7 protein-coding genes are annotated in these 13,614 nt (G+C 55.9%); 1 reads left to right on the plus strand and 6 read right to left on the minus strand.

Annotated features, from left to right (window positions below; genetic code table 11):
• Positions 1-44: 44 nt before the first annotated feature.
• From HUV30_RS13215 to HUV30_RS13235, 5 genes are all read right to left on the minus strand, one after another.
• On the minus strand, positions 45-1,460 hold the full coding sequence (locus HUV30_RS13215) for a sigma-54-dependent transcriptional regulator (protein ID WP_174406200.1): 1,416 nt from the start codon (positions 1,458-1,460) through the stop codon (positions 45-47).
• Positions 1,460-3,166 carry a two-component system sensor histidine kinase NtrB gene (locus HUV30_RS13220; RefSeq protein ID WP_174405893.1) on the minus strand — a complete coding sequence of 569 codons (1,707 nt, stop codon included), beginning with the start codon at positions 3,164-3,166 and terminating at the stop codon, positions 1,460-1,462. The genes HUV30_RS13215 and HUV30_RS13220 overlap by 1 nt, the downstream gene beginning before the upstream one ends.
• Before the next feature lie 410 nt (positions 3,167-3,576).
• The gene (locus HUV30_RS13225) at positions 3,577-6,765 is read right to left on the minus strand and encodes an AsmA family protein (RefSeq protein WP_174405894.1); all 3,189 of its coding nucleotides are present in this window, start codon (positions 6,763-6,765) and stop codon (positions 3,577-3,579) included.
• Between the two features lie 65 nt (positions 6,766-6,830).
• Complete coding sequence (locus HUV30_RS13230; protein ID WP_174405895.1) at positions 6,831-9,860, minus strand: EAL domain-containing protein; 3,030 nt, start codon at positions 9,858-9,860, stop codon at positions 6,831-6,833.
• Complete coding sequence (locus HUV30_RS13235; protein WP_205245220.1) at positions 9,857-10,999, minus strand: ABC transporter substrate-binding protein; 1,143 nt, start codon at positions 10,997-10,999, stop codon at positions 9,857-9,859. Before HUV30_RS13235 ends, HUV30_RS13230 begins: the two co-directional genes overlap by 4 nt.
• Before the next feature lie 230 nt (positions 11,000-11,229).
• Between HUV30_RS13235 and HUV30_RS13240 the strand changes: the two genes are divergently transcribed.
• Entirely contained in the window at positions 11,230-12,198 is a 969-nt protein-coding gene (locus tag HUV30_RS13240; RefSeq protein WP_174405896.1) for a D-2-hydroxyacid dehydrogenase, read from the plus strand.
• A gap of 96 nt (positions 12,199-12,294) precedes the next feature.
• Here HUV30_RS13240 and thiC read toward each other — a convergent pair whose 3' ends face one another.
• Positions 12,295-13,584 carry a phosphomethylpyrimidine synthase ThiC gene (gene thiC, locus HUV30_RS13245; RefSeq protein ID WP_174405897.1) on the minus strand — a complete coding sequence of 430 codons (1,290 nt, stop codon included), beginning with the start codon at positions 13,582-13,584 and terminating at the stop codon, positions 12,295-12,297.
• Between the last annotated feature and the right edge of the window lie 30 nt (positions 13,585-13,614).

A 13,614-nucleotide genomic window follows, 5' to 3' on the forward strand; every position in this document is an offset into this window, starting at 1 on the left:
AATATGCAAACCAATCCCTTACAGAAAATACAACTGTCCCCGTGTCAGTTTCTTTTCGTAAGGCCGTACTTGCGGAGCTTGTATTGCAGCGTACGCCTGCTTATGCCAAGTGCGTCTGCAGTCCTTTCGCGGTGGCCGCCCTGAGCCTCCAATGCATCCATAAGGGCAATGCGCTCGGCGTCGTCAAGGGTTCTCGGCCTGCTGCGGGGAATAATCCTTTCCGGTTCAGGCTCGGCCATTCTGCTGAAGGAAGAAGGCGCCGATTCCGCCGTGAGCGCGAGCCGCATCTCACCGGCATGGAATTGTCCGGGCAGTGATTCCATACCCAGAATTTCCGACCGGGACAGGATAAGCGCCCGTTCAAGCACGTTTTCCAGTTCACGCACGTTGCCCGGCCAGTCATATTCCATGAGCGCCTGCATGAAGTCGGGGCTGACCGTTCTGATATCCTTGCGATTCTTTTTGCCCAGCTTGTCCAGCAACCGGCTGACCAGAAGCGGAATATCATCTTTGCGTTCCCGCAACGAGGGAGAGACAATCTCAAGCACATTCAGGCGGAAATAGAGATCCTCGCGGAATTCACCCCGGGCAATTGCCTCGCGCAAGTTCTTGTTTGTGGCTGCGATGATACGCACATCAACCTCCACCGGACGCACGGCACCAAGAGGCTCCACCACCCGCTCCTGCAATGCCCGCAACAACTTGGCCTGCAGTTCAACCGGCATTTCACCGACTTCGTCGAGGAAAAGCGTTCCCCCGCGTGCCAGCTGGAACCTGCCGGGTTTGTCCTTGATGGCACCGGTAAAAGCACCTTTTACGTACCCGAAAAGTTCGCTTTCCAAGAGATTGCTCGGCAGCGCCGCACAATTCACCTTGACCAGTGTGTTGGGTGAACGGGGGCTGGCCTCATGAAGGGCTTCAGCTATCAACTCCTTGCCGGTTCCTGATTCGCCCATGATAAGCACCGTCGCCTCAGAAGGACCGGCCTGACGGATAAGTTCCAGCAGATGCACCATGGCAGGACTGCTGCCCACAATGCGCTCCGAAGGATCACCGGCAGCCAGCTTTTTGCGCAGGTTCTCGTTCTCAGAGAGCAGTCTTCCGTATTCGTAGGCTTTTTCCAGAACCGCAACGAGTTCTTCGTTGTCCGCAGGCTTTGACAGGTAGTCGAAGGCGCCGCGCTTCATGGCTTCTACAGCCGAACCGACAGTACCGTAGGCAGTGAGCATGATGACGGGCAGACTGGGGCGTATCTCCTGAATACGGGCAAGCGCTTCGCTGCCGCTCATTCCGGGCATACGCATATCAAGCAGTACCACGCTGGCCTCGTTATGCAGCAGGTAATCGATTCCGGCTTCTCCGGAACCTGCCTCGGCCACAAACCAGCCTGCGTCTTCCATAACGGCACGCATCATGAGACGCAGGCCGGGTTCGTCATCAATAACCAGTAATTTCTTCATCATGCACTCCAATCATGATCCGCATGGTCGCTATCGGGGAAGAACAGAGCCACAGTGGTACCGCGCCCCTGTTCCGATTCGATAAGGGCCTTACCGGCGTGCTCGCGCATGGTTTTATGCACCAGCGCAAGGCCCAGCCCGGTGCCTTTGGATTTTGTCGTAAAGAACGGTTCAAACGCCTGCTCTTTCTGCTCACGGGTCATCCCCGGGCCACTGTCGCGGACGAAGATCCACACGCCCTCATCACCGAAGGCGGATGCAATATGAATTTGTTTCGTCTCCACTCCGCTCTCACCAAGAGCATCAAGGCTGTTCAGCACAAGATTGAGAACAGCCTGCTTGAGAAGATCCTCATCCGCCCGCACGGTCTGAGATTCAAGACTGATATCAAGGGTCACGCCCTTGTCTTCAAGGTCCATGCGCACGAGGTTGCTGATGTCCTCCGAAAGCTGAATCAGGCTTATCTCGCCCGGCTGAACCGAACGGGGGCGTGAAAGATAGAGAAGGTCGGTGATAACACGATTAAGCCTGTCCGCCTCGCGGATCATCGTTTGAGCATACGTTTCGTCAGGTGTGCTGCCCTTGAACTTCTTGGCAAAATACTGGGCAAAACCTCGCAGGGAACTCAAGGGGTTGCGGATTTCGTGAGCCACACCTGCCGCCAGCGTGCCGAGTGCGGCCATTTTTTCAGCATCGGCCAGACTCTTTTCAAGTTCGCGCATACGGGTACGGTCACGGATAATGACAAGGCGCGATCCCACCTCATCATGCTCACGCAGGGGAACAGACAAAATTTCAAGGTGGGTCCCCTTGGCTGTTTTCCGCTGCCAGCCTGCGGCTGATCCTTCTTCCGGCGGCATGAGGCATTCGCCTATGTTGTCGGAAAGCTGGTCCAGTGCCAGACCGGCAAGACCGGAACCCTTGGCATCCAGAATGGTATGCGCTGCGGGGTTGGCTGCACGGATGACGTTATGAGGACTCACGATAAGCAGGCCGTCCGGCAGGTTATCCAGCAGCTTGGCCTGAAAACGCTCAAGCTGCAGCGCCTTGCCCGCCAGTTCACGGCGTTTGAGCAGGCCCATGGCAAGAGCCCAGATGAACAGCGCTGCAGCGAGAATATATGCTGCCTGAAACAGCGCATTCTGCTTGAACCCCTGATACACGGCCATATGCTTTGACATGTCGAGACCGACCACAAGGAATGACGGAAGCGCCTTGCCTGCCGAATCCAGCCGGGCGGCACCGCCCAGCGCGGTATTTCGCGCGTAGACGTAGACCTTGTCCTTGCCGTAGGTGGCTCTGCCGGACCATTCACCCTGTTCCCGCAGCACGGTCAGGGCATCGGGGGGAAAGACAATGGTAGCCGTTTCGCTGCTGTTGTCGCGGGAAGTGATGACCCGCCCGCCCCGTTCATCGAGAATGCCCACAAAGACCACTTCACCGCTGCGTTCAAGCTCGCGGAAATACTCCGCCGTGCCGGGACGGAACAGTCCCGCGTCCGGCCGTGTAATAATGCCGGTTCGCAGCGAACTTTCAACAGCCTGCAACACGGATCGGGCGGAAAGCTGCAGGTGCAGGACCCCTGCCTCTTCCTGTCTGGACAAGGTCTGTCCGGTGGATATGATGAGAGAGAGCCCGATCGTCACCAGTGTCATCACGGCAATGATCAGGGTACTTCTTTCCTTGTTCAGATCTGCAACTTCCATGCATTATCCCGTTCTGTAATCTGAGAATCGTTCGGCATTACAATCCGGTGCCGTGTCACCCGGTGACACCACATCCCGCCTGCCATTGAAAAAGCCGTGCCAATTGTGCACGAATCTTCCTGCGTGCACCTGCACAAAAGAAATCAGACTAATAGACTGATTTTAAAGACTAATTATAATATTCGCATATTGAACAGCTGTGCGCAGAAAAACTTGTGCAAAATTAGCCGTCCAGAAACTGCACAACATTGCACATGCTGCCCTCTTGTGCAACTTTATGCACTTTTATGATCATTGCAAGTGCACAAGCCACCACGAGCTTTCTCTGTGACATACGGCATAGAAAAAGCCCCTGCACAAGCAGGCTCAACTATTGAATCTCGGATCTGAAAGGAAGGAAGATAAAGGAATCAGTTGGGGGAAGTGCCGTTGCCACCCATCCGGCCCAGCATTTCGAGCGCCTTGAAAGGCGTGGTGATGACGTGCTTGAAAATATTGAACACGCTGCCGCCCAGTTTTTCAATGGTTCTGGGAATGATCTCCGCCCCCCGTATGGAGGTTTTGGGAGCGGCCAAAGGACCATATATGCGCACGGGAAACGTTGGTACTTCCGCATAGGTCACGTTAACACTATAATCGAGATACTTACGCGAAAGATCAACAATTCCGCCCCCCTTCATGGAGACGAACAGCGAATCCAGCTTCATGTTATCGTTACGCAGCACTCCCTTCTCCATGGAGCCTGAAGCCGAGGCTTTGGAAAAGGTCGTTCTCTGGCGGGTACCGTCGTTTCTCTTGCTCAGGCTGTAATAGCCGTCCGCTATATCGAACCCCCAGATACCATCCATCCTGCCCGGAATATCATCATTACTGCTCAGCATACCCGTCAGATCAAGCATCACAGAGGTTTTGCCGCCAATATAATCGTCTCCGGCAAGCCGCATGGCAACAGGTTCAAGATCAACTCCCTTCAGCTTGAGTGAAAGGTGCGAGTTGAGCGCCCTTCTGGTCAGAACAGTACCTGCCTGCTTTTCTTCGGAAAGACGGCCGGTAAACTCGCCCGTTAGCTTTCCTTTGTAAAAATCCGCGGAAAACGGAGCTATGGTCACAACGCCGCTGCCCACTTCCGTTTTGGCAGACACGGATGAGAGGTCCAGATTCTTGTAGGTCATTCTGCCGACGGCCACATCGCCGGCAAGATCGTATTCCCTCAGCCAGTCCAGCTTCCATGGCGCAGCCTGCACTGGTTTGCCGTTGGCCGGTGGCGGCAGATACCGGTCAAGATCGACAGCATCGGCCTTCAGGGAGTACCGCGCTACAAAGGGCTTACCGAGGGTAAAGGCCAGCTCGCCGGTCATACGGGAATTATCAACGCCTATCTTCATGTCCCGCAGCGAGATATTGCCGGATTCCACGTGGAATCCGGACTGCAGCTGACCAAACGACAGGGCACGCATATCCGCAGTGTTCCACAGCGTTGCACCAAGTTCTGTCAGGGTCTTGCGCAGGTCAATTTCATCCGTAGCTATGGAACCGTCCCACACGGATGATCCGAGCAGGTTGCGGGCTGAAAGAGATGCCCTGCCAGTGGCATAGGAGGTTTTCATCAGTCCGCCGGAAACCTTCATGGTTTCCTTGTCCAGATCGAAATCCAGCGCGCCGGTAAGGGTTGCATCCATCTGCTTCTGCTGGCCGAACACGGCCACCGGACCACGCCAGCGTAGTTCGGAAGGAGCGCCGTTCACACGCACGGGAAGTCCTCTGGATGCATCGATAACCACAGGACCGTTCAGGCGCAGGTCGTACCTATCGGAAGAGTTGGCCGGAACAAACTCCATCTGCATGTTCCAGTTGTAGGGCAGATAACGCTCCGCCTTGTCCGGATCGGGATGCGTGCTCTTGCCGGAAAGAATAACGGAACAGGACTTCAGCTCATGCCTTGGTTTAGTCCCGTCACGCTTGGCAACGGTCTGGATATACCCGTCTGTCAATGTGGCTTCGGCTTTGCCTTCCAGACCGGCGACCATGCCCCATACCGTGTGAGCGCCCGACTTCACTGTGGCCTTGCCGCTCAGACGGCCGCCGATAACCTCTTCACCCGTAGCAAGCTTGCTTACTTCGCGCATGCGCACATTGTTCACGCTGACATCCAGCTCCAAAATATCGCGAATACTGAGCCGCGAATCGATAGAGCCGTCATAGAACGAGTCTATGGTGTACGAAGTGTACGTTCCCGTTTTCGGCATGGGCCAGCAGCGGAAGGCAAGTCCCTGCATTTCAAAGGAACGGGCAACGGCCTTGTCGGCCCTGACGCGAATGTCATAGCCAAGGTCGTCATCGGGATTATCATCAGGCTCAAGGTCGGCTGCAAAGACGGCCTTTCCGGGACGCGCGGGCATGGGCAACTTTGCCGGAGGGTTTTCCCGCATTTCGGGGAAAACCTTGTTCACATCCATGAAGGGACCGGACACATCAATGAATATCTCAGGCTTGGAAAAGTCGGCCACAGCCCCTTTACCCTTGAAGGCCATTCCGAGAATCTTCACGTCCAGAGAATCCACCTGCAGGCCCTTGCGGTCCATACGCAGGCTCATGGTTCCATCAAGAGAATCAAGGGCGTGCTGAAGGCTTGTGGGCAGCAGCTCGCCGAATGCGAACCAGTAAGGCAGGCTCAATGCATGGACTGAAGCGGTACCGGCAAGCTGCCAGTCCTGCGACGTGCAGTTAGCCATCCGCAGGTCTGCATCCAGTCCGAGACCGTCAATATTGACATCATGCAGCACGATTTCGGCAAGACGTTCCGCAGGAGTGAAAGCGACTTTTGTCTTCAGGTTTACAGGCAGCACCCTGTCCCTCACGGCCATGGTGCCTTTTGCGGAAACAGTGCTGCGCACAGCCACCGGCGAAAAGGAGCCGGGCGCAAAATCCGCCGCTCCGGTGGAGATAAAGGCGATATTCGCATGACCGTATGAGCTGTCGATGGTGCCGCTTCCTTCCCACACCCCGCGCCCGTTCATATCGGCTTCCAGCTCAAGGCGGGAGAGGCGGACAAAGGGAGCGGTGGCATTTGCGGAAACAGCCGAGGCATCGGCCCATTCGAAGAAGCCGTTTTCAATGATCACGCCGGTGAACGAGATAGCTTTGAGAGAATAATCCGGGTCGCTTTTTCCGGTACTGTTCTGGCTGAAGCTCCCGGCAGCCTTGCGGTACATGTTCTGCCATGGCGCAGTGCCGTTGTGCATTGTTTTCAGCGTAACGGAGGGACCGACAAGCGTTATGTCGGCAAATTCGACGGAGCGGGAAAGGAGAGGTTTGAGGCGAACGGCCGCATACAAGGCATCTATGCGGACCACTTCGGTCTTTTCGTCCGGCTCTCTGAGGACCATATCGTCCAGCTCAAGAGACAGCCACGGATAAAACGAAAGAGCTATACCGCCTTCAATGCGGCATTCCCCGCCAGTCAGTGCGGATATACGCTCTTCAATACGCGTACGCAGAGCTTCCGTATCCAGAAGGCTCGTAAGGACCATGGCCGCACCGCCCGCAATAAGCAGGGCAAACAGCACAAGGATAATCAGAATTCTCGCAATACTGCGCAACAGCCGGCTCCTGACAGAAGTCAAATTCAGGCGCATCATGTGGATTCGGATGCACTACGAACCCATCATAGTCCTGAAACATCCTTAAATCCACCTGATTCAGCCGTGAATCTGAGGTATGCCAGAGGGGCCTCCATTGCAAGCAGAGAGTCAACTTCTGCCACAGAAAGACTGGCGGAATACAAAAATCCCTGCAGATAGCGGCATTCCATATCGTCAAGAACCTGTTCCTGATGCAGACACTCCACTCCTTCCGCAATCACATCCAGCCCAAGGCTGTTACCCAGAGAAAGAATGCTGCGTACAATGGAACGTCCTTCTCTGTCGTTCTGCAGTTGCGCAACAAAGGAACGGTCGATTTTTATTATATCCACAGGCAACCGCTGCAGATAGCTGAGAGAGGAATACCCCGTTCCGAAATCATCAATACACATGCGCACCCCGAACGTGCGAAGGCGCGAAACGGTATCCGCCACCACGCTCATCTGCTCCATCAGCACGCTTTCAGTTATCTCAAAGCGCAGATATTCCGGATTGGCATTCCATTCGCGGATAAGCTGTTCCACATGACCGGCAAAGTCCGGCTGCATGAACTGCCTGCCGGAAATGTTGATGCAGACATACAGGCTGCCTCTGTGGGCAATGCCCTCCGGCACGTTCCATTTCTTCAGGTCGGTCACGGCCTGTTCGAAGACGAAATCTCCGATATCCGTTATCAGGCCCGAATCTTCGGCCAGCGGAATGAATTCGGCGGGTGAAATGGATCCCAGATATTCGTGATTCCAGCGCACAAGCGCCTCGAATCCGCAGATTCTGCTCTCCGCCAGATCAATGATGGGCTGGTATTCCAGATACAATTCTCTGCGCTCAACGGCCTTGCGCAACTCGGTTTCCAGAGCCATGAGTCGCAGCACCGCCTCGTGCATGCGCTGGTTGAACACCTTGAAGCGCGACTTGCCCAGCTCTTTGGCGCGATACATGGCTGTGTCGGCATCGCGCAGCACTTCCTGCGGGTTTTCATAGCGCTCGGTCTTGAGCACAATGCCCACGCTGGCAGAAGTGAATACCTCATGTCCGCCCAATGACACCGGCACACTCAGCATTTCCATAATCCGGCGGGATATGCGCACGGCCTCCCGGGGCGCGCTGATCTCTTCCAGAAGAATGGCAAACTCGTCGCCGCCGAAACGGGCCACAGTATCCACCTCACGCACGCACCTGCGCAACTGCTCGGCCACATGACACAGCAGCTCGTCGCCTATGGAATGCCCGAGACTGTCATTGATCACCTTGAAACGGTCCAGATCAAGATACAGAACGGCAAAGGCGTAATCACTCCTGCGCTGCACGCGGGAAAGCGCCATGGCAAGATGATCCTGAAACAGCATGCGGTTGGGCAGCCCTGTAAGCGGGTCGTGATAAGCCTGATGCTCCAGCCGCGCCAGCGCTTCCTTACGCACGGTCATATCTTCGATGAACCCTTCATAATAGAGCAGGCGGCCATCACGGTCATGCACGGCACGGGCGTTTGCGGTTATCCAGATAAGTCCGCCGCAACGCCTGCGTGCTTTGAATTCGAAGGCATTCACCCTGCCCTCGGCTCCCACAGTTTCCACAAAGGCCTTGCGGTCCTCCTGACGGGCGTAGATGTCCAGTGCCACGTCACGCACTTCCGCAATCAGTTCCTGTGGCGATGAATATCCGAAAATACGAGCCAGAGCAGGGTTTGCATTCAGCAGCCTGCCTTCCGGCGAGGTCTGAAAAATACCTTCTATGGAGTTCTCGAAAATGGACCGGTAGCGTTCTTCCGTTCGCCGCAGAGCCTGCTCAACCACCTTGCGTTCGGCATTTTCCAGCATAAGCTGGGAGTTCATGCGCGACAGCTCGCGTGTGCGTTCAGCTACCTTGAGCTCCAGCACATCGTGTGATTTGCGCAGGCTCTCCTGAATCCGTCTGCGTTCGGTCACATCCCGCATGAGGCACAGCAGGGAAACCACATTGTTGCGTTCAAAACAGACCATGGAAATCTCTGCCGGGAATGAACCACCATCTGCACGGAAGCAGTTTGCCTCGAACAGCTGCACTATCCGCGCACCATCTGCGTGTCCTTCGGCAAGCGCCCGCCGCAGGGCAGATATCAGTTCCGCATTCGCCTCGGGTAACGCATTGACGGCCAGTGCCTCTTCAACGGTGCATCCTTCCAGTCCCGAACAGCCGAACATGCGTTCCAGCGCGGGATTGGATTTGAAGACCCGCCCGTCTGCACTGAGAACCAGCAACCCCTCAGTAATATTACCTATAATAGCAGAAACATAGGAGAGGGTTTCGGTCAGTTCCTCAGTCTTCTCCGCAACGGCGTTTTCCAGATTGCCCACAAGTGCCGCCAGATCGTGCGACATTGACTGCATGGTCTGCGCAAGCGCGCCGACCTCGTCATTGGTGCGAATATCGATGGAACCGGAAAAATCATGCGATGCCACTCGGTTGGCATATTCCGTCAGGCGCATAAGCGGCATGGAAATAGAACGGATGAAGAGAAAGGCGACAATACCGCTCACCACGAAAATAACCATGGTGATGCCCTGCTGCTGCAGCACGGACTGCCAGATGTAGTTGGTGATGATGGACCTGTCCATGCCGATGTAAACAAAGCCCGCTGCTCCGGCGAGAATGGGCATGCCTACATGGATGACGTCGCCCCGGGGCAGCGTGACATGCTGCACCAGAGTGCTGTCACTTAGGGGATCGCGGCTCCGGACAAGATTGACGGCAGCGAGAACCTGTTCGGGAATGACGGGAATGAACGTGTGCGCCAGCACTTCACCATGCGCATCTGTAACCAGCACATAGGAAACGCCTTCCAGATCAAGGTACTGATCTATCTTGGACTGGATGAGCGCGGCGTCGCTTCTGGCAATGATGTCTATGTCAGAATGGGCAACGCTGCGGGCAATGGCCACGGCCTTGCTCTCGTATTCCTGCGTGAGCCGTTTATAGATCAGCCAGCCGGAATACGCGGCACTCACATTGGCCACCACACCGAAGAGAATGATAAAGAAAACGAGTGTCTTCCGGAACAGGCGTGAACGAATCATAGTCGCCACCGTTCCCAATTGACCACAGGCATGTGCCTGTTATCCCGCAGCATCATGAAATACACACGGTCCAGCCCCTGATGCCGCCTGTGATTATAGTGCAGGGGCACATCCAGCCCCACATCATACGAAGTCATCTTCTCAATGACATCCGGAATATCAGCTTTTTGCGGGTTCGGCCCCATCCGCCGCAGCATCTCCACCACCAGACGGGCGTTCAGAAATCCTTCAAAGCTCACAGCGCTGTACTGACGGGGAGAATAATGCTCCGGATTAAGCTCCACCGGAGGCAGCTTGGCCCACTGGTCCATAATGCTGCGGTATTCCCGCACGGCGGGCAGACTCGTATCTTCATAGCTGGGGACGACCTGCAGATTGACTATGTTGTCCGTCAGAAATCCGGTATCACCGGGGAACATTTCCTTGAGCTTGCGGATGAGGTTGTCTCCGTCCGCAAATGAAACGTTGGCGATAAGGGCTGTATTCTTCAACGCCCGCATATCGCGGATAAAACCGGCACCGGAGGCATAGGTGCCTACGGTGACAACGGCATCGGCATCGTATTCGTTGATGATTCTCGCCTGCTCGGCATAAGAAAAATCGGCTCCGCTGCCTCTGGGGTAGGAAACATCCACAACCGGACGCAGGCGGTACTTGGCTAGAGCCTTGCGAACCCCGTCCCATCCGCCCCTGCCGTAGGCATCGGCCTGATAGAATACTGCAATGCGTCTTCTGCCAAGCGATACCAGCCTGTCTACAATGGCTTCGGTTTCCTGCATGTACGATGCGCGCAGATTGAAAACGTATTCGCTATAGGGTTCCTGCCTATGGGGCTCGGCACCGGTGAAGGGAAAAAGCAGATAGGCGTTTTCCTTCTCGTACTTGATCAGAAGGGGAAGAATGCGTGTGACTGTGGGGGTTCCCACATAGGAAAACAGGGCAAAGACATCGTCCTGTTCAATAAATTGAATGGTGTTTGAAATGGCGGGAATGGGATTGTAGCCATCGTCCAACGGCAGAAGCTCAAGCTTGCGGCCGTAAACGCCGCCACCGGCATTCACAAAATCAAAATAGGCCGCAGCCCCCCGGTACAGCTCGATCCCCAATCCCCGTGAAGGACCGGAAAACGCTGCAGACATGCCGAATTTCAAGGAATTCTCAGAAGCCGAAGCTGTACCGGCCCCCATGACAAGCAAAGCTGTCACAAGCCAGCACACAAGTCTCAAGACGTTCAAGCCACATCCCCCGTCTTTAGACACTTTACCCGCACCCGATGAAAGTCTATCCTAGTAAGGCTACTCCATTTCCGCTCGGAATATATATAAAAAATTAACCCATTGGCAATAATTATCTTTCCAAGGAGTTACATATGCGCATCGTAGTGCTGGACGGTTATACACTGAACCCCGGAGACAACCCCTGGACCGCAGTGGACGCTCTCGGCGATCTGGCAGTTCACCCCCGCACGCCTGCTGCGGAGGTTATGGAAAGAGCCAAGGGAGCGGATATTCTGCTCACCAACAAGGTGCGGCTCACGGAAGAGATCATCAACGCCCTGCCGGACCTCAAATTCATTTCAGTGCTCGCCACCGGATATGACGTGGTGGATATTCGTGCCGCCGCAGCCAGAGGCATTCCCGTTTCCAATGTTCCCGGCTACGGAACCAATGCCGTTGCCCAGCACGTTTTTGCCATGTTGCTCGAAATGTACCGCCGCGTGAGCGACCATGCCCAGAGCGTACGCGCGGGCCAATGGACCGGCAACAAGGACTGGTGCTACTGGAACTCCACACAGCTGGATCTGACAGGCAAGACCATGGGGCTTGTAGGCTTTGGCAACATCAGCCGCCGCGTGGCGGAAATAGCCCTTGCGTTCGGCATGCGGGTGCAGGCCCATGTTCCCCGTCCCAAACCGCATCCCGGATACGAAAACTTCTCGTTCTGCGATCTCGAAACCCTGTTTGCAACGTCGGATGTCATCAGCCTGCACTGCCCTCTCACGCCGGAGAACAAGGGCTTCGTGAATGCAGAGCGAATTGCCTCCATGCCCGCTGGCGCCATTCTCATCAACACGGCGCGTGGTCCGCTGGTGGATGAAGAGGCTGCGGCCAGGGCGCTGCACGCCGGAACTCTCGGCGGGCTGTGCACCGATGTGACGAGTGTGGAGCCGGTGCCTGCCGACAATCCCCTGCTGACCGCGCCCAACTGCCTGATCACTCCCCACCTTGCATGGGGAACGCTCACTGCGCGCGAAACGCTCATGCGGGTGACCGCTCAGAACATTCAGGCCTTTCTTTCCGGCAACGCGCAGAACGTGGTGAACGCCCACCTGCTGTAGCAACCGCCCAAAACAATCAGGCCGGGCCCCCTTTCGGGAGTCCGGCCTTTTTTGTCATTCAGCCTGCGAGGGCTCAAAAGTGATATTGCAGTTTCACTAATCGCCGCAGGATGGATTCTCTTCAATCATCTTGTATGCGCAGAACTTGCCGCACATGGCGCATTCGCGCTTGTCCTTGTGCTCTTCACGACGCTTTTCGACCATTGCAGGGTCGAGCGCCAGAGTGGACATGGCTTCCCAGTCCAGTGCCTTGCGTGCACGGGACATGGCGAGTTCACGTTCCACGGCATGAGCACGGCCAAGAGCGGCTTCACCGGCCTGAGCGGCAATACGGGAAGCCATGACACCGGCATGAACATCTTCAATGGAGGGCAGGGTAAGATGTTCTGCGGGGGTCAGATAGCAAAGGAAGTCCACACCGGCGCGAACGCCGATGGCACCGCCAATGGCACCGGCGATGTGGTCATAGCCGGGGCTGCAGTCGATGGTCAGCGGACCAAGAACGTACAAGGGAGCACCGTTGGTCAGCTTCTTGATGCTCTTGATCTGGGCTTCCACCTCGTCCATGCGGACGTGGCCGGGGCCTTCGATCATGCACTGCACACCGGCGGCAAGACCGCGCTTGGCGAGCTGGCCCAGCACCATGACTTCTTCCCACTGAGCGGCATCGCCGGCATCGGTGCCGGCACCCGGACGCAGTCCGTCGCCGAGGGAAAGGGTCACGTTGTACTTGCGGGCGATCTCGAGAATGCGATCATAACCGGTAAGAAGCGGGTTCTCCTTATCGTTCTTGATCATCCAGCGGGCGAGGATGGAACCGCCACGGGAAACAATGCCCATGATGCGGTCGCCGTTCGTGGCAAAATCAGCACCACGACGGGTAAGCCCGCAATGCACGGTCATGTAGTCCACGCCCTGCAGTGCCTGGCTCTCGATTTCCGCAAAGATTTCCTCGGGATCAATTTCCGCGGGGTCCTTGCCGGCATCGATGTACTTCTGGGCAACAGCGTACATGGGAACAGTACCGAGCGGCAGGATACACTTATCAAGCATCTCCGTACGAATGGCATTCAGATCGCCGCCGATGGAAAGGTCCATGACGGTGTCGGTGCCTGCGTTGATGGCAGTTTGCAGCTTGACCATCTCGCAGCGAATGTCATTCTTGAGCGGAGAAGTGCCGATGTTGGCATTAACCTTCACGCTTGCAGGCTGTCCCACCAGGGTGGGTACCACATTCTTGTGGTTGGGGTTGGCAAGCAGCACCATGGTGCCGTTTTCAATCCCCTTGGTGATTTCTTCGGGAGCCAGACGCTCCCGCGCCGCCAACGCATCCAGATGTTTATCCAGGAAAGTGGCAAGGGCGGTGTTCAGGTTCAAAATGGACATATGGTCCCCTTTTCCTTTTCGGAAACTAAC

It is taken from the genome of Desulfovibrio subterraneus (genome assembly GCF_013340285.1).
In the GTDB taxonomy this organism is placed as follows: domain Bacteria; phylum Desulfobacterota; class Desulfovibrionia; order Desulfovibrionales; family Desulfovibrionaceae; genus Halodesulfovibrio; species Halodesulfovibrio subterraneus.